The organism is Pseudomonas sp. P5_B3, assembly GCF_056400405.1.
Genome location: NZ_JBFULI010000005.1, coordinates 102,008 through 118,498, shown reverse-complemented (window position 1 = coordinate 118,498; position 16,491 = coordinate 102,008). Strand labels below are relative to the sequence as shown.

The window sequence follows — 16,491 nt, the reverse complement described above, 5'->3', positions numbered from 1 at the left end:
TTGTTGAACGGCAACTAAGAGATACATATTGTGGCTGGTCATCTCATAAGAAATATCGCTATTGTCTTTTCCGCAACAAACGTAAACATGGATATTTTTTAAAAAGGACTTAATGATGTCATTTTTCAATCGTCGCGGTATTTTTCTGCAAAAGCTTGGCCCAACAATAGTCGACCCAAACGAAGTGCTTGTCTCAATGCAGTTCGCATTGAAAGAAGAAGATTGGGACGCTGAAAATAACCTGGGGACCACAGCTTTACTGGACTCTACCATCCTCATTGCATCGTCCCATGACGGTGGCCAATCGTTCAGCCTCGGTAATATCAACAAGGATATCGATGGTGACGGCGATATTGACGCCGATGACAAGGCTAAACTTCTGGCCCTGGCTAAAGCCTATGTCAGTATTGCCAGGCCTTGATCAGTATTTATAGAAAATTCAGACACAGCTAATTAGCCCTGGTCGAACTTAGCATTCGACCGGAGTACTTTTACTGCAAGTATTAGTTCATCGATATTTTACGAATCCATCATGTTTAGTGAAAACAACCACCAAGCTATCTGCTTCACGATTCTTTGACGAACAGCTCACAGACCTTTGACCGTGCATGGCAGACCCTTGTCAGCATCTTCCCGTCCCTTTCTGAACGGTCGCTCAAGCATGCCTCTATCACGAATTTTATCTGCAATATGCCTGTCGTTGGTTGCACTCGCTAACCTGACACTGGCACTTGCTGACGACAGCGCGACGCAGCGTCCGGCGGACTGGGCCCAACCGGTCGAGAAGCAATACAACCTCTTCCAGATGTCGCCGACGCTCTTTCGCAGCGCCTTGCCGGACAAGGGCGCGGTGCCGCTGCTGGAGAAGCTGAAGGTGGGCACGGTGATCAACTTCCTGCCTGAAGCGGACTCCAGTTGGTTGTCAACGCCAGGCATCACGCAAGTACAGCTGCCTTATCGCACCAACCACGTGGATGACGCCGATGTGCTCAAGGCCTTGCGCGCCATCAAGTCGGCCGAAGCCAAAGGCCCGGTGCTGATGCACTGCAAACACGGTTCCGACCGTACCGGCCTGATGGCGGCCATGTACCGGGTTGTCATCCAGGGCTGGAGCAAGGAAGAGGCACTGAACGAAATGACCCAGGGTGGCTTTGGCGACAGCACCCATTTCAAGGACGGTATTCGCTACATGATGCAGGCCGACGTGGACAAACTGCGCACGGCGCTGGCCAATGGCGATTGCAGCACCAGCCCGTTCGCCGCGTGCTCGATGAAGAGCTGGTTCAAGTCCGCTCATATCGAATAAAAAAAGCCCCCGCGGCATTGCGCAACGGGGGCTTTTTTTCACTCAGTGTTGTTCGTCCGGCTTTTTCTTCAGTTTCGGGTTCGGGAAGAACTGAACCGCCTGAACCTTGGTGTCGGCTGGTTTGAGTGCACTGGTATTAACCCGCGTACCCAACTCCTTGGGCACCGACAGCCCTTGCTCATTGAGTGTGTCGGAGTAACCGCAGGCCACGCACTCACGGTGCGGGACCTGGTCTTCGTTCCACATCATCAACTTGTCCGGCTCGCTGCATGCCGGGCAGACCGCCCCGGCGATAAAGCGTTTTTTCGTAATCACAGGTCCCTCGCTCATGCTGCTGCGTCCTCACTCAGGCCGCTATGGCGCAAGAGTGCGTCAATCGATGGCTCACGGCCACGGAAGTCGACGAACAGCACCATAGGCTCCTGGGAACCGCCGCGTGCCAGGATCGCTTCACGGAAGGCGCGACCGGTGTCGGCGTTGAGCACGCCTTCTTCTTCAAACTTCGAGAACGCATCGGCCGACAGCACTTCAGCCCATTTGTAGCTGTAATAACCCGCGGCATAACCACCGGCGAAGATATGCGCAAAGCTGTTGGGGAAGCGGTTGTAGGCCGGCGGGCGCATCACCGAGACCTCGTCACGCACGCCTTCGAGCACTTGCAGCACGCTGCGGCCGTCGCCGTGGGTCGCGTGCAATTCGAAGTCGAACAGAGAGAACTCCAGTTGGCGGACCATCATCAGGCCGGACTGGAAGTTTTTCGCCGCGAGCATTTTCCCGAGCAGGTCCTGAGGCAGCGGTTCGCCGGTTTCATAATGACCGGAAATCAGCGCCAGGCCTTCCGGCTCCCAGCACCAGTTTTCCATGAACTGACTTGGTAGTTCGACGGCATCCCAGGCCACGCCATTGATGCCGGACACCCCAGCATGCTCGACGCGGGTCAGCAAGTGATGCAGGCCGTGACCGAATTCATGGAACAGGGTGGTGACTTCATCGTGGGTCAGCAGCGCAGGCTTGCCGCTGTCGGCCGGGGTGAAGTTGCACACCAGGTTCGCCACCGGGCTTTGTAGCACGCCGCCAGCGGTACGACGACGGTCCCGGGCGCCATCCATCCAGGCCCCGCCACGCTTGTTGGCACGAGCATACAGGTCGAAGAAGAAGCGGCCGACATGCTGGCCGTTTTCCTTGATCTCGAACAGGCGGACATCCGGGTGCCAGGTGTCGAAGCCTTTGAGCTCGGCGATTTCGATGCCGTACAGTCGCTGAACAATGGCAAACAGACCACTCAACACCTTGTCGATCGGGAAGTAGGCGCGCAGGGCTTCCTGGGCCACGCTGTAACGCTGTTCACGGAGTTTTTCACCGTAGAAACCGCTGTCCCAACTCTGCAGATCCGGGCAGCCTTGTTCGGCGGCGTAAGCCTTGAGCTGCTCCAGATCCTGGGCGGCGAACGGCTTGCTGCGCTTGGCCAGATCACGCAGGAAACTCAGCACCTGATCGCTGGATTCAGCCATTTTGGTCGCCAGGCTCAGCTCGGAGAAACTACTGAAACCCAACAGCTTGGCCAGTTCCTGACGCAGGTCGAGGATTTCTTCCATGACCGGGCCGTTGTCGTTCTGACCGGCATTCGGTCCCTGGTCCGACGCACGGGTGCAGTAAGCCGCATAAACTTCTTCACGCAGTGCGCGGTCCTGGGCGTAGGTCATCACCGCATAATAGCTCGGGAATTCCAGCGTGATCAGCCAGCCATCCAGATCCTTCGCCTGGGCCGCGGCGGCCATTTGTGCCTTGGCGGAATCCGTCAGGCCGGTGAGGGCGGCTTCATCGGTGATGTGTTTGGTCCACGCCTGAGTGGCGTCGAGCAGCTGGTTGGAGAAACGGCTGCCCAGCTCGGACAGCTTGCTCTGCACTTCGGCGTAACGCTTCTGCTCGGCTTCCGGCAGGTCGATACCCGACAGGCGGAAGTCACGCAGGGAGTGCTCCAGGATAGTTTTCTGCGCGACGTCGAAACCGGCCGCTTCCGGGCTGCTGGCCAGGGCTTCGAAGGCCTGGAACAGTTCGCGGTTCTGACCCAGTTCGGTGGAGTAGGCGCTCAAGGCCGGCAGGCACGACTCGTAGGCTTCACGCAGTTCAGCGCTGTTGCACACGGCGTTGAGGTGGCTGACCGGGCTCCAGGCGGCGCCCAGGCGGTCGTTGAGCTCGTCCATCGCCAGTACCAGACCGGCCCACGTTGGCTGTTTGACCTGGGTCTTGAGGATCTCGACGATGGCAGCGCGGTTGTCAGCCAGGATCTGTTCAATGGCCGGTTGTACGTGTTCGGCGCGGATGGCGGAGAACGGCGGCAGGTCATAGGACTGCAAAAGAGGGTTGTTCACGCTCACGGTTGATACCTTGGCTGGAGAAACATGCAACCATCTTAATTACAATCGACGTTCACCGCAGCTATCAGCAACAGAGAGAAACCCTATCGTGAACCTTCGCAAGTATCAGAACCACACGCCGCTGCTGGGTAAAGGCGCTTTTGTAGACGGCTCGGCGGTGGTGATCGGCGATGTTGAAATCGGTGAAGACAGCTCGGTCTGGCCGCTGACAGTGATCCGTGGCGACATGCACCGCATCCGCATCGGTGCGCGCACCAGCGTGCAGGATGGCTGCGTGTTGCACATCACCCACGCCGGGCCGTTCAATCCGGATGGCTTTCCATTGCTGATCGGCGATGACGTGACCATCGCCCACAAAGTCATGTTGCATGGCTGTTCGGTGGGCAGCCGGGTGTTGATCGGCATGGGCAGCATCGTCATGGACGGTGCGCTGGTCGACGATGATGTGATCATTGGTGCCGGCAGCCTGGTGCCGCCGGGCAAGCATCTGCAAAGCGGCTTCCTGTATGTGGGCAGCCCGGTGAAGCAGATCCGCCCGCTGACCGACAAGGAGCGCGCCTTTTTCACCTACAGCGCGGCGAACTACGTGAAGCTCAAGGACCTGCATCTGGCCGAAGGTTACGACCAGCTTTGACCCGGCCCTCTTATTCAGGATTCGACATGCATTACCAAACCGTTTTGTTCGACCTCGATGGCACCCTGACCGACCCACGCGAGGGTATCACCCGTTCGATCCAGTTCGCCCTGGGCAAACTGGGTATCGATGAGCCGGACCTGGCCAAACTCGAACACTTCATCGGCCCGCCGCTGTTGCAGGCGTTCATGCAGTTCTACGACTTCGACGAAGCCAAGGCGTGGGAGGCGGTGAATTTCTACCGTGAGCGCTTCAAGGTCACCGGCCTCTACGAAAACCGGGTGTTCGATGGTGTCACGCCGCTGCTGGAAACCCTGAGCGGACAAGGCCGGCAACTGTACATCGCAACCTCGAAACCGTGGGTGTTCGCCCGGGAAATCGCCCGGCATTTCGATTTTGCCAAACACTTCAAGGTGATTTACGGCAGCGAACTGGATGGCACCCGGACCAACAAGATCGAGCTGATTGCTCACCTGATGGCCGAAGAAAACCTGGACCCGGCCAGCACCCTGATGATCGGCGACCGTAAGCACGACCTGATCGGCGCACGCAGCAATGGCCTGGACGCGGCGGCGGTGGGTTACGGGTTCGGCAGCCACGAAGAATTGAGCGCCGAGGCTCCGGCGTATCACTTTGAAACGCTGGAAGAGATGCATCAGGCGTTTTTGCAGCGCTGATACGGCTTTACCCCTGTGGGAGCGAGCTTGCTCGCGATRGCGGTCGCACATTCAAAATAAATATGTCTGACATACCGCYATCGCGAGCAAGCTCGCTCCCACAGGGGGCTGCGCAGGCTTTCAAGGCCTGGGCGGCGGGGCGAGTTTCTGTCCTTGCTCGACTGCCCAATTCACCACCTGCGCGGTCAACTGATCGTTCGCCTGACCGAACCCGACCACCACCGCCGGAACCTGCACATTGCTCAAAGGCTGGCGCACTTCGAAGCGGCGGCTGGCAAGGATGCGCTGGTCGTAGCTGCGCACCAGCAACGCATCCAGACGCACGACCACGCTGGCATTCGTGCCCTGGTATTCAGTCTGGAACGCCTGCAGGCTGCCGCCCAATTCAAGATCGGTCTGGAAAATGCTGTCATCGGTGCTCAACAGCGGCACCCGCCCGTCATGCTGAAAACCTTCCAGCATGCGATTGCGCAACAGCACCGGCGCCGGGTCGCTCCAGCGTGAACCCTTGTAATGGCTGATCACATCGCCCTGGGGAATCACTGCAATGTTCGGACTGTTCAGCGCTTCGCTGGACTGGAATTTGGTCACGCGCAGCGACCAGCGCTGCGGTGTGCCAGGGCTGGTCGATGCACTCTGGGCCGAAGGCAATCGATAGACCTCGAAAGGCTCGGGCTTGGGCAGGATCGAGCACGAACTGATCAGCGTGAAGCCAGCGAGGAGGACAATCCGAATCAGCTTCATGGCGTGAATTCCTTGGTCTTTTCACTGCCCAGCAGGTAACCGCTGGGGTTGGCTTCCAGGCGTGTGGTAATGGTGCGCAACGAACTCAGGGTTTCGCGCATCTCACGCACGGCGGGGCCCAGGCCATTGAGGCCCTGCATGCCGCTGTTGAGCGAATCCTGATTGGCGGTGATCAGTTTGTTGAGGGTGGCACTGCTCTCCTGCAGCGACTTCATCGCCTGCTCGGCGCTGCCCAGCGCCTCCTTGCCATGCTCGTTGAGCAGCCCATTGGCATTGCGCATCAGCGCCGTGGTCTGCTCCAGCATGTTGTTGGCCTGCTTGCCGACCGAGGCCAGTTGCTGCATGGCCTGGCGAATATCGCCGCGCTGCTCGGCAATGGTCCCGGTGGTTTGCTCCAGGTGCTCCAGGGTGTTGCTGATGCGCTCGATGTTTTCCGTGGAGAACATCAGGTTGGCGTTATGCATCAGCGTGGTCACCCCGGCCATCAGGTCCTCGCTGTCATTGAGCAGGCGGGCGATGGGCGAGGGCAAGGCGATAATGGTCGGCAAGTTGCCGTCCTTGCCCCTGAGCGTCGGGCTCTGAGGCGTGCCGCCACTGAGCTGGATGATCGAGGTCCCGGTGACCCCGGTCAGGGCCAGCTTGGCATTGGTGTCTTCCTTGACCGGGGTATCGCCGGCCAGGCGAATTCGCGCCAGTACCCGGCGCGGGTCTTTCGGGTCCAGGCGCAGCGAGATCACGTCGCCGACCTTGATCCCGCTGTACTGCACCGAACTGCCCTTGGACAAACCGCTGACCGCCTCGTTGAAGACGACCTCGTAGTCCTTGAACTCGGTGTCGACACTGGACTTGGCCAGCCACAGGCCGAATAGCAGCGCGGCCGTCACCACAATCACGGTGAACAGGCCGATCAATACATGATGGGCTCGGGTTTCCATGTCAGACCTCGTTGAGCTGTTGGGCGGCCGTCAATGCCGCGCGGCCGCGAGGGCCATGGAAGTATTCGTGAATCCACGCATCGTTGGTTTCCGAGACCTTGTCGATGGCGTCCGCCACCAGCACTTTTTTCTGCGCCAGCACCGCCACCCGGTCAGTGATGGTGTAGAGCGTGTCAAGGTCGTGGGTCACCAGAAAGACACTCAGGCCCAGGGCATCGCGCAGGGTCAGGATCAATTGGTCGAACGCGGCGGCGCCAATCGGATCGAGACCGGCGGTGGGCTCGTCGAGAAACAGGATGTCCGGGTCCAGCGCCAACGCCCGGGCCAGCGCGGCACGCTTGATCATGCCGCCGGACAGCGACGCGGGGTATTTCTCTGCCGCCGACAGCGGCAACCCGGCCAGGGCCATTTTCACCGCTGCCAGGTGCTCGGCGTCATTGCGGCTCAAGCCGGCGTGTTCGATCAGCGGCAGGGCGACGTTCTCGGTCACTGTCAGCGAGGAAAACAGCGCGCCCTTCTGGAACAGCACGCCAAAGCGTCGTTCCACCAGCGAGCGTTCGTGTTCGGACAAGGTTGGCAGGTTCTTGCCGAAGACTTTCACCACGCCTTCGCTGGGCTGGCGCAACCCGACAATGCTGCGCAGCAGCACCGATTTGCCACTGCCGGAGCCGCCGACCACAGCGAGTATCTCGCCCTTGTACAAGTCCAGGTCGAGGTTCTCGTGCACGCTCTGGCTTCCAAAGCGGTTGCACAGCCCACGGACTTCAATCACCGCCTCGGAGGGCGCTCGGGGGATACGACTCACCAACCCATCTCCATGAAAAACATCGCGGCGATCGCATCCATCACGATCACCACGAAAATCGACTGCACCACACTCGACGTGGTGTGCGCGCCCACCGACTCAGCGCTGCCACTGACCTTGAAACCTTCAAGGCATCCAATCGCAGCAATCAGGAAAGCGAACACCGGCGCTTTGACGATGCCCACCAGAAAGTGCTGAACGCCGATATCCGTTTGCAGCAACGATATGAACATCGCCGGCGAGATATCCAGCGCCACCGCGCAGACCACGCCACCGCCGATAATCCCCGACAGCATCGCCAGAAAGGTCAGCATCGGCAGGGCGATCAGCAGCGCCAGGACTCGCGGCACCACCAGCAACTCCACGGGGTCGAGGCCCAGGGTGCGGATGGCATCGATTTCTTCGTTGGCCTTCATCGAACCGATTTGCGCCGTGAACGCACTGGCGGTGCGCCCGGCCATCAGGATCGCGGTCAGCAGCACACCGAATTCGCGCAAAAAGGCAAACCCCACCAGGTCCACGGTAAAGACAGTGGCACCGAAAGTGGCCAGCACCGTCGACCCGAGAAACGCCACCACGGCGCCCACCAGAAAGGTCAGCAGGGCAACAATCGGCGCGGCGTCGAGGCCAGTCTGCTCGATGTGCGCGATCATCGCCGTGACGCGCCAGCGTTTTGGCTGGAACAGGCCGCGGACGATGGTCTCGATGATCAGGCCGACGAAACCCAGCAGTTCCAGGGTGTCCTGCCAGACGGCGTCCACCGCCCGGCCGATGCGGGTCAGCAACTGAATGGTAACGCTGACTTCCGGCTCCTTGATCGGTACGCAGAAATCGGTCAACGAGCAGTAGACGGTTTGCAGCAACGCCCGATCGGCGGCGGAGAGCGTGCAATCAGGATGTTCGGCGGAGCGACCGAGGCGCTCGGAGCCGAGCAGCTCTACCAACAGCGAGGCGCCGGCGGTGTCGAGGGCACCAAGTCCATTGAGGTCGACGGGGGTGTTGGCGTCGTACTGGCCGTGGAGCTTTTCGCTCAACAGTTTGAGGTCCGCGTAATGGGCAAGCGTCCAGTCGCCCGTCACCCGCAACCGCGCAGGGGTAAACGACGTGTCCAATCGGGCGTTGCCGGCCATCGTGCTGCTGATCATAAGCTCCGTGCTTGTTCAGTGATTACGCAGTTTTACGTAATAGCACGAACCACACTACTTTTCTTTGATCGATGTGCTGTCCGTGACTTTGAAGCGCAGCACGCCGATGACCTGGCCATCTTCGGTCAGCACCCGAACCTGCCATTTGCCGGCCGGGTTGCCCGGGAAATTCTGCTTGTGGGTCCAGGCCCGGTAACCTTCCTTGCGCCCGCCGCGAATATCCAGAGGAATGCGGTCGACCTCTTTACCGTTGAACTGCCAGACGTGATAAATCCGTTCGTCCAGGCCACGAGGGGCGTTGATCGCGGTGTACGCGTAGAGCCCGCCATTGCGGATCTGCTCGGCACTGACTTCGTCGAGGCTGGCGCCAGGTGTGCGGTCCTGCATTTGCGTGCTGATGGCCACATCGGTCATCCACAGCGTGGCCGGCGGCACCCACGAGCGCAGCTCCCAACCAATGACGCCGATGCCCAGGGTGATACCAAAAATCGCCAGCGCATTGCGCACGGTACGAATCGGGAAGATCGACGCCAGGCTCGGGAACGACAACAGCACCGAGATGCCCAGCGCCCATTTGAAACTTTGCGCGGTGGTCAGGTGCATGATCACCGGCAACGCGGTGAGCAGCGCGGCGAACAGGGTCAGGGTGTGCAGGGCCAGAAACGCCCAGCGCCGTGGCGCCAGCCATTTGTAGTAAAGCGGGTCGACGATCGAAATCAGCGCCGCGACGCCCAGCAGCCCGGTGAAAACCAACTGGCCGCTGTTCCACGTCGTGGTGATGAAGAAGAACGGCAAGACAAAGAACAGGCTTTCCTGATGGATCATCTGCGTTGCGTAACGCAGCAACGGTTCCGGAATTTCGCGCTTGAAAATGCGTGTGAACAGCTTGGTCAGGCTGTTTTCCAGCATCAGCCAGATCCAGCTGATCAGCATGATCGTGGCAATCCAGCTCGCCAGGCTTTGCTGGCGATCGACCAGGATGAAACTGCCCACCCCGGAGATGAAACCACAGAGCGCAATGACCCCAGGGTAGCGCTTCATCAATTCGAGGATGCGCTGTACGAAAAGGGTCAGGTTTTGCATTCGGCGGGTTCACAGTTGTCGTGGGAAAAAAACCTCGACAGGGTACCTGTTGCCGCGGCGCCGTGGCGAGAGTTTGCGGTCAGTCACGCCGCGCAACCTGGGGGATTGTCTTTCCCACAAGGAGTTTGCTTGCCAAACAGAGTGGTTACTTCCTGCGGTGCAAACGCCAGCCCACCAACATCAACACGATCATGCCCAATCCCCCGACCACCAACCACATCAACTGGTCATAACTGAACAACGGCTTTTCGATCCGCAAATACCCCGGCTGCAACAACAGTTCACGCACGGCCTTGTTCGCCTCTTCCAGCGTCACCCCTTGCAGCTCCCGGGCCGGGTCGGCGAAGTGGCCGTCCTCGTAATCACCGATGGCGCTCCAGTAGTAGTCGGCCAACGCGCTGTTGCCTTGCACGGCCCAGGCCTGGCGGGCAATCGCGGCCTGCTTGAGGCGGTTGAAGGTGTCGGCATTGAGGCCATCCTTGAGCAGTGCGGCCTTCAAGTCGTCGAGCACTTGTTCGGCCGCGGGCACGTCGTCGCGTTCAAGGTCGGCATTGAGGCTCATGAAACCCACGCCGCCGAACACCTCGCGTTCCGCCCACGGGCCGTAGGACAAACCGTGAGCCAGGCGCAGCTGGCGATAGAGCGCCCAATCCAGATAATCCTTGAGCAAATCGAAGGTTTGGTCGTGCCCGTCGTCCAGCACCGGCTCCGGCACCAGCCAGTGCAATTTGGCGCCGTTGCCGACCAGACCGTGGGTCAGAGTGCGCTCGTGGGCAGCGCTGACCTGGATTTGCGGCAGCGCAGGATGCTCGCCAGGGGTAATCGCTTCCAGCGCGCCATACGCCTGTTCCAGATAGGCCGGCAGCAACTTGTCGAGGTCGCCGACCACGATCAGGGTCATGTTGTTCGGCGCATACCAGTCCTTGCGCACCTGCTCCAGTTGCTCATGGGTCAGGTCATCGACTTGCGCACGCTCCGGGCACTTGAGGCCCAGCTCCACGGCCAGCTGGTTGCTGGCCGTGTGGCCGAGGTCCTGACGATCGAGCCAGCGTTGCAGGTGCGAGTAGTGGCCGCCGTCTTCACGCTCGACCACTTGCTTGGCCGCGTGGATGGCGTTGTCGTCGAAACGGGTCTGGGTCAGCAGCGCCAGCAGCAGGTCGAGCACCTTGCGCTGGTTTTTTGCCGGCGCTTCGATGACGAAAGTCGTATCGGCATTACTGGTGAAGGCGTTCCACTCACCGCCCAGGGCCTGCATGCGCTCTTCCAGGCCACCTTCGCCACTGGCGTCGATGCCGCTGAACAGCAGGTGTTCCAGCAGATGCGGCAATTCCTTTTCTTCGCAATTGAAATCGTCCAGACCAACGCCGACCACCAGCCGGATCGCCACATGCCCTCGGTCAGTGCCGGGTTTGAGTAGCAACTGCAAACCGTTGCGCAGGGTGTAGCCCTCGACCTGGAAGCGATCCAGGGCAAATGACGGGAATGAACCAAGCAACAGGCAGGCGAACAACAAACAACGCATAACGGACTTCCATACGGCCAGCGTAAGTTCAACAGACTTCAGGTAATGGTGGACGTTCAGGGTGAATGAGTAATGTCAGTCAAATCGTCGACCACCAGCGCACCGGTATCCGATGTTTCCAGCACCACGTAGGCACTGCTGCAAAACAGCGAATTCAGACGCTTCATGTCGGCGATCAGCTCCAGGTGCAACGAACTGGTTTCGATACTTTGCACGATTTTACGGTGCAAGCGGCTGACATGAGCATGGGCCAGGCGCCGTTCCTGTGCGCGGAAACGACGTTTTTCACGCACCAGCTGGCGGGCACTTTCCGGGTCGCCACTGAGAAACACTGACATCCCGAGCCGCAGGCTGGAAATCAACTGAGTATGCAGCCCGGTCAATTCGTCCAGCCCGACTTCGGAAAACGATCGGCGCTGCGAGGTTTTCTGCTGCTGGACTTTACGCAGCATGCGTTCGATCAAGTCGCTGGCGAGTTTCAGGTTGATCGCCAGCTCGATGATTTCCGCCCAGCGCCGGCTGTCCTGATCGCTGAGATCTTCCCGGGGCATTTGCGCCAGATACAACTTGATCGCGCTGTAGAGCGCTTCGACATCGTCGGTCAGGCGGCGCATTTCCTGGGTGACGGCGGTTTGCTTGCCGCGCAACACATCGAGCATGGCTTCGAGCATGTTGTCGATCAGGTCGCCCATGCGCAGGGTTTCCCGGGCCGCGTTGGCCAGCGCCAAACCGGGGGTGACCAACGCTGTGGGGTCAAGGTGCCGGGGCTTGGCCGTGCCGTTGGCCTGCGGGCGCTCCGGCAGTACCCAGGCACAAAATCTGGCCATCGGCCCGACACTGGGCAGCAGGATCAGGCAGCGCACGGTGTTGTAGAGCAGGTGAAAGCCGATGACCAATTCCTGAGGGCTGAAATCCAGGCCATCGAGCCAGTGCACCAGCGGATCGAGTACCGGAATGATCAATAAAAGACCAATCAGTTTGTACAGCAGGCTGCCCAGCGCCACTTGGCGCCCGGCTGGGTTCTGCATGCTGGTGCTGAGGAAGGCGAGTACGCCGCTGCCGATATTGGCGCCGATCACCAGTCCGATGGCTACCGGCAAGCTGATCACTTTGGCACCCGCCAGGGTCGCGGTCAGCAGCACAGCGGCCAGGCTGGAATAGGAAATCATCGCGAACAGCGCGCCGACCAAGGCGTCGAGCAGGATATCGCCGGTGAGCGAGGCGAAAATCACCTTCACCCCTTTGGCATGGGTAATCGGATGCGCCGCTTCGACAATCAGTTGCAGCGCCAGAATGATCAAGCCCAAGCCAATGGCGACACGGCCCATCTGCCCGAGTCGGGTCTGCTTGCGTGACAGAAAGAAAATCACCCCGACAAAAATCAGCAGCGGCGACAGCCACGACAGATCGAACGTCAACACCCGCGCCATCAGCGCCGTACCGACATCGGCACCGAGCATGGTGACCAGTGCCGGCGTCAGCGCCATCAGGCCCTGACCGACAAAGGAGGTGACGAGCATGGCGGTGGCGTTGCTGCTCTGGACCATCGCCGTCACGACGATCCCGGAGACGAAAGTCAGCCAGCGTTTGGACATGTTCTGGCCAATGACATGGCGCAAATTGGTGCCGTAGACCCGCAGGATGCCGGTTCGGACGATATGCGTGCCCCAGATCAGCAGGGCCACGGCAGAAAGTAAATTGAGCAGGGTGAGCATACAGGCCCCCTGTGGTGTAGCGCTCCAAAGGAGCAAGTTGACGGTACCGCGCGACGTTCTACGTTCTGTACTTAAGCTTGTAGTTGGCTAACGGTCTGCGCGCCAGCATCGCATAGCCAAAGAAGGGATTGAAATAAAACTGTCATGAAAATGGCGATCTTCCAGCCACACAAAACACTGTGGGAGCGAGCTTGCTCGCGATGAGGCCATCAGCTTCAACATTGATGTTGACTGACGGACCSYCATCGCGAGCAAGCTCGCTCCCACAGGTTTTGCGAATTTAGCGCTTTCGGGTTACTGGCCCGGAATGTCCTTGCGCAGCTTTACCGGATCCTGCTGTTTCTTTTTTTTCGCAATGGCGGTGCGCATCTTGATGTTGATCGCTTCCACTGCCAGCGAGAACGCCATTGCGAAGTAGACGTAGCCTTTTGGCACGTGCACGTCGAAGGCTTCGGCGATCAGCACCGTACCGACGATCAACAGGAACGACAGCGCCAGCATCTTCAGCGATGGGTGCTTGTCGATGAACTCACTGATGGTGCCAGATGCCCACATCATCACCAGCACGGCCACGATGATCGCTGCGACCATGACCGGTACGTGGGAGACCATGCCGACCGCGGTGATCACCGAGTCCAGGGAAAACACGATGTCGATGATCGCGATCTGGATGATGGTGTAGAGGAAGTTGCCGCCCTTGCCCGAAGGTTCGTCGCTGCTTTCATCTTCACCTTCCAACGCGTGGTACATCTCTTGCGAGCTTTTCCACAGCAGGAACAGACCACCGAAGAACAGGATCAGGTCGCGTCCGGAAATACCCTGGCCGAACACTTCGAACAGATCCGCCGTCAGGCGCATGACCCAGGTGATCGACAGCAGAAGCAGGATCCGCGTGATCATGGCCAGCCCAAGACCGAAAATCCGGGTACGCGCCTGCATGTGCTTGGGCATGCGGCTGACCAGGATCGAAATCATGATGATGTTATCGATACCCAGGACGATTTCCAGGGCGGTCAGGGTGAAGAAGGCAACCCAGATTTCAGGGTTGGTCAGCCATTCCATGTGTATTCCTTTGAGCGATTGTTAAACCACAAAGGGCCCGGGCTTCAAACAGCGAAGCCTGGACCCGAAGTGGTGAGTCTTGAGCTTATAGAGTGCTGAACACCGGGAAAGTCCCCAACAGCATTGCAGCAATCAGTATGCAGATACAAACCAGCACCGCCCACTTGAGAGTGAAGCGTTGATGGTCACCGAAATCGATACCGGCCAGGGCCACCAACAAATAAGTCGATGGAACCAGCGGGCTCAACAGGTGGACGGGCTGACCGACGATCGAGGCACGTGCCATTTCCACCGCGGTTATACCGTAATGGCTGGCGGCTTCGGCAAGTACCGGTAACACGCCGTAATAAAATGCATCGTTCGACATGAAGAAGGTGAACGGCATGCTGACCAGCGCCGTGATCACCGCCAGGTACGGGCCGAGGACATCCGGAATCACTGCCAGCAGGCTTTTCGACATCGCGTCGACCATCCCGGTGCCGGTCAGGATACCGGTGAAGATACCGGCCGCGAAGATCAACCCGACTACCGCCAGCACGCTACCGGCGTGAGCCGCGACGCGATCCTTCTGCTGTTGCAGGCAAGGATAGTTGACGATCATGGCGATACTGAACGCCACCATGAACAGCACCGGCAAAGGCAACAGGCCGGCAATCAGGGTGCCCATCAGGGCCAGGGTCAGGGCGCCATTGAACCAGATCAGCTTCGGACGACGGGCATCCGGGAACTGCGAAACGCTGATTTCACTGTGGTCGATTTCATCGCCCACCAGGTGCAACTCACCCAGGCGTGCACGTTCACGCTTGCCGTAGCAGTAAGCGATGACCAGGATCGCCACCACACCGGCCAGCATCGCAGGAATCATCGGTACGAAGATGTCGGACGGATCCACATGCAACGCACTGGCAGCGCGTGCGGTCGGGCCGCCCCATGGGGTCATGTTCATCACGCCACCGGCGAGGATGATCAGGCCGGCCATGATCCGCGGGCTCATGCCGATACGGCTGTAGAGCGGCAGCATGGCGGCCACGCAGATCATATAAGTGGTCGCGCCGTCACCATCGAGGGAAACGACGAGCGCCAGAACGGCGGTGCCGACCGAAACTTTCAACGGGTCGCCCTTGACCAGTTTGAGGATCTTGCGCACGGCCGGGTCGAACAGGCCGGAGTCGATCATCAGGGCGAAGTACAAAATAGCGAACATCAGCATCACGCCGGTTGGCGCGAGTTTGGTGATGCCTTCGAGCATCATTGGGCCGATTTTCGGCGAAAAGCCGCCGAACAGGGCAAAAATGATCGGAATCAGGATCAGGGCGATCAGCGCGGACAGGCGCTTGGTCATGATCAGGAACATGAACGTGATGACCATGGCGAAGCCAAGGAAAGTCAGCATGGGAATACTCCAGGCGTAGCGCGGCTAGGGAATGGGCGGACCGGGCGGGATCAGCGCAGAACGGGAGGCACGAGACGTACGGACGGAGTTACAGCGAAGCGGCGGATAGGAGAGGACATCAGAATCACCATTGTTGTTGTTAAATGGGCCTGGCGAGCAGTCAAACGCTCGCATTGGCCACCGGTCTTTTGCCGGTAGTGGCGGCGATCCTAATCGGGGAAGCTTTCAGCCAGCTTTCGCCAATGAAAGCAAAGACCGGATGTGCAACCGGTCGTCGGATTGGGTTTCAAGCCCCTGAACACAGGGTGGGAGGTTGAACATGGGCGAACTTCACACCGGCGGCTGCCATTGCGGGCAACTGCGCTATCAATTCAGCGGGCCGCTGCACGATATCGCCCACTGCCATTGCTCCATTTGCCGACGGGTCAGCGGCGGCATCGTGACCACCTGGATCACCGTGCCGGCATCGGCCTTTCAATGGCTGGCCGGGACGCCGTCGAGGTACGATTCTTCATCCACCTGCGCGCGATATTTCTGCGGACACTGTGGGGCGCAACTGGCGCTGGTGACGCACCTGAGCCCGGACAGCATCGACCTGACCATCGCCACCCTCGACCATCCCGAGCAAGCACCGGCCGAGCGACACATCTGGACCGACAGTCGCTTGCCGTGGCTGCACCTGGACGAACACTTGCCCGGAGAGGCTGAAGAAACACTCTGATCAAAAAATAGACAGATCCAGCGGGCGTATTGCGCCCATCCAGATCGCATGCTCGGTGTGGTCGCGCAGATCGTCACCGGTATCAGGGTGCAGAAACACCACCAGACCCTGGCGGTTGRGCGCCAGCCAGGGCAGCACGTCGCCCAGCACCTGCGGCTCGAACGCCAACTGACAGCTCCAGTCCGGGTGCGGACCGACAGGGCGCTCGTGCACGCGGCCCATTTTCAGTGGAAACAATTGCGCCGCCTGCTCACACAAGGCCCGCGCCTGATCGATGGTACTGGCGTCGAAATAGACATGGGCGTGGTAGCCCGTTATGCGTTGCATTTGAAATCCTCTAAATCCGGTCGAGCAGATCACGCGGCACAGGC

Annotated in this window: 17 protein-coding genes; 5 read left to right on the top strand and 12 right to left on the bottom strand. The window is 59.5% G+C overall.

Features of this window, described 5'->3' with window-relative positions; translation table 11 throughout:
- Positions 1–115: 115 nt before the first annotated feature.
- Together AC1DRN_RS05245 and AC1DRN_RS05240 are read left to right on the top strand one after the other, a co-directional pair.
- The gene (locus AC1DRN_RS05245) at positions 116–421 is read left to right on the top strand and encodes a hypothetical protein (protein ID WP_223459168.1); all 306 of its coding nucleotides are present in this window, start codon (positions 116–118) and stop codon (positions 419–421) included.
- A 240-nt stretch (positions 422–661) separates the two neighbouring features.
- Positions 662–1,306, top strand: a complete 645-nt coding sequence (locus AC1DRN_RS05240; protein ID WP_223459166.1) for a dual specificity protein phosphatase family protein — start codon at positions 662–664, stop codon at positions 1,304–1,306.
- 42 nt (positions 1,307–1,348) lie between these two features.
- Here AC1DRN_RS05240 and AC1DRN_RS05235 read toward each other — a convergent pair whose 3' ends face one another.
- Positions 1,349–1,636 (bottom strand): YheV family putative zinc ribbon protein, encoded by a 288-nt coding sequence (locus AC1DRN_RS05235; protein ID WP_008018424.1) that lies wholly within the window; start codon positions 1,634–1,636, stop codon positions 1,349–1,351.
- A complete protein-coding gene (gene prlC / locus AC1DRN_RS05230) occupies positions 1,633–3,684 on the bottom strand; it encodes an oligopeptidase A (RefSeq protein WP_223459164.1) in 2,052 nt (683 codons plus the stop codon). The genes AC1DRN_RS05235 and prlC overlap by 4 nt, the downstream gene beginning before the upstream one ends.
- A gap of 88 nt (positions 3,685–3,772) precedes the next feature.
- Here prlC and AC1DRN_RS05225 point away from each other — a divergent pair, with 88 nt between their 5' ends.
- On the top strand, positions 3,773–4,318 hold the full coding sequence (locus AC1DRN_RS05225) for a gamma carbonic anhydrase family protein (protein WP_223459162.1): 546 nt from the start codon (positions 3,773–3,775) through the stop codon (positions 4,316–4,318).
- A 26-nt stretch (positions 4,319–4,344) separates the two neighbouring features.
- Complete coding sequence (locus tag AC1DRN_RS05220; protein ID WP_223459160.1) at positions 4,345–4,995, top strand: HAD family hydrolase; 651 nt, start codon at positions 4,345–4,347, stop codon at positions 4,993–4,995.
- 120 nt (positions 4,996–5,115) lie between these two features.
- Here AC1DRN_RS05220 and AC1DRN_RS05215 read toward each other — a convergent pair whose 3' ends face one another.
- From AC1DRN_RS05215 to AC1DRN_RS05175, 9 genes are all read right to left on the bottom strand, one after another.
- Positions 5,116–5,739, bottom strand: a complete 624-nt coding sequence (locus AC1DRN_RS05215) for an ABC-type transport auxiliary lipoprotein family protein (protein ID WP_223459158.1) — start codon at positions 5,737–5,739, stop codon at positions 5,116–5,118.
- Positions 5,736–6,674 (bottom strand): MlaD family protein, encoded by a 939-nt coding sequence (locus tag AC1DRN_RS05210; RefSeq protein ID WP_223459157.1) that lies wholly within the window; start codon positions 6,672–6,674, stop codon positions 5,736–5,738. Before AC1DRN_RS05210 ends, AC1DRN_RS05215 begins: the two co-directional genes overlap by 4 nt.
- A gap of 1 nt (position 6,675) precedes the next feature.
- The gene (locus AC1DRN_RS05205) at positions 6,676–7,479 is read right to left on the bottom strand and encodes an ABC transporter ATP-binding protein (RefSeq protein ID WP_223459156.1); all 804 of its coding nucleotides are present in this window, start codon (positions 7,477–7,479) and stop codon (positions 6,676–6,678) included.
- Positions 7,476–8,624, bottom strand: coding sequence for an ABC transporter permease (locus AC1DRN_RS05200; protein WP_223459155.1), 1,149 nt, complete (start codon positions 8,622–8,624; stop codon positions 7,476–7,478). Before AC1DRN_RS05200 ends, AC1DRN_RS05205 begins: the two co-directional genes overlap by 4 nt.
- A gap of 54 nt (positions 8,625–8,678) precedes the next feature.
- The gene (locus AC1DRN_RS05195) at positions 8,679–9,707 is read right to left on the bottom strand and encodes a DUF5924 family protein (RefSeq protein ID WP_223459154.1); all 1,029 of its coding nucleotides are present in this window, start codon (positions 9,705–9,707) and stop codon (positions 8,679–8,681) included.
- A 145-nt stretch (positions 9,708–9,852) separates the two neighbouring features.
- Positions 9,853–11,229, bottom strand: a complete 1,377-nt coding sequence (locus tag AC1DRN_RS05190; RefSeq protein ID WP_223459153.1) for a M16 family metallopeptidase — start codon at positions 11,227–11,229, stop codon at positions 9,853–9,855.
- A gap of 56 nt (positions 11,230–11,285) precedes the next feature.
- A complete protein-coding gene (locus AC1DRN_RS05185) occupies positions 11,286–12,944 on the bottom strand; it encodes a Na/Pi cotransporter family protein (protein WP_223459152.1) in 1,659 nt (552 codons plus the stop codon).
- Positions 12,945–13,238: 294 nt separating this feature from the next.
- Positions 13,239–14,006, bottom strand: a complete 768-nt coding sequence (locus tag AC1DRN_RS05180) for a TerC family protein (protein ID WP_223459151.1) — start codon at positions 14,004–14,006, stop codon at positions 13,239–13,241.
- 85 nt (positions 14,007–14,091) lie between these two features.
- The gene (locus AC1DRN_RS05175; RefSeq protein ID WP_223459149.1) at positions 14,092–15,399 is read right to left on the bottom strand and encodes a CitMHS family transporter; all 1,308 of its coding nucleotides are present in this window, start codon (positions 15,397–15,399) and stop codon (positions 14,092–14,094) included.
- A 319-nt stretch (positions 15,400–15,718) separates the two neighbouring features.
- Between AC1DRN_RS05175 and AC1DRN_RS05170 the strand changes: the two genes are divergently transcribed.
- Entirely contained in the window at positions 15,719–16,120 is a 402-nt protein-coding gene (locus AC1DRN_RS05170; RefSeq protein WP_223459147.1) for a GFA family protein, read from the top strand.
- On the opposite strand, the gene AC1DRN_RS05165 is transcribed toward AC1DRN_RS05170, so the two are convergent.
- Positions 16,121–16,447 carry a DOPA 4,5-dioxygenase family protein gene (locus tag AC1DRN_RS05165; protein WP_477786645.1) on the bottom strand — a complete coding sequence of 109 codons (327 nt, stop codon included), beginning with the start codon at positions 16,445–16,447 and terminating at the stop codon, positions 16,121–16,123.
- Positions 16,448–16,491: the final 44 nt, after the last annotated feature.

Bases quoted from the DNA above. Each gene is read 5' to 3' on its own strand.
- AC1DRN_RS05170 (WP_223459147.1), top strand. From the start codon at position 15,719: ATGGGCGAACTTCACACCGGCGGCTGCCATTGCGGGCAACTGCGCTAT.
- AC1DRN_RS05185 (WP_223459152.1), bottom strand. From the start codon at position 12,944: ATGCTCACCCTGCTCAATTTACTTTCTGCCGTGGCCCTGCTGATCTGG.
- AC1DRN_RS05190 (WP_223459153.1), bottom strand. From the start codon at position 11,229: ATGCGTTGTTTGTTGTTCGCCTGCCTGTTGCTTGGTTCATTCCCGTCA.
- AC1DRN_RS05210 (WP_223459157.1), bottom strand. From the start codon at position 6,674: ATGGAAACCCGAGCCCATCATGTATTGATCGGCCTGTTCACCGTGATT.
- AC1DRN_RS05180 (WP_223459151.1), bottom strand. From the start codon at position 14,006: ATGGAATGGCTGACCAACCCTGAAATCTGGGTTGCCTTCTTCACCCTG.
- AC1DRN_RS05175 (WP_223459149.1), bottom strand. From the start codon at position 15,399: ATGCTGACTTTCCTTGGCTTCGCCATGGTCATCACGTTCATGTTCCTG.
- AC1DRN_RS05195 (WP_223459154.1), bottom strand. From the start codon at position 9,707: ATGCAAAACCTGACCCTTTTCGTACAGCGCATCCTCGAATTGATGAAG.
- AC1DRN_RS05235 (WP_008018424.1), bottom strand. From the start codon at position 1,636: ATGAGCGAGGGACCTGTGATTACGAAAAAACGCTTTATCGCCGGGGCG.
- AC1DRN_RS05220 (WP_223459160.1), top strand. From the start codon at position 4,345: ATGCATTACCAAACCGTTTTGTTCGACCTCGATGGCACCCTGACCGAC.
- AC1DRN_RS05215 (WP_223459158.1), bottom strand. From the start codon at position 5,739: ATGAAGCTGATTCGGATTGTCCTCCTCGCTGGCTTCACGCTGATCAGT.
- AC1DRN_RS05245 (WP_223459168.1), top strand. From the start codon at position 116: ATGTCATTTTTCAATCGTCGCGGTATTTTTCTGCAAAAGCTTGGCCCA.
- AC1DRN_RS05240 (WP_223459166.1), top strand. From the start codon at position 662: ATGCCTCTATCACGAATTTTATCTGCAATATGCCTGTCGTTGGTTGCA.
- AC1DRN_RS05200 (WP_223459155.1), bottom strand. From the start codon at position 8,624: ATGATCAGCAGCACGATGGCCGGCAACGCCCGATTGGACACGTCGTTT.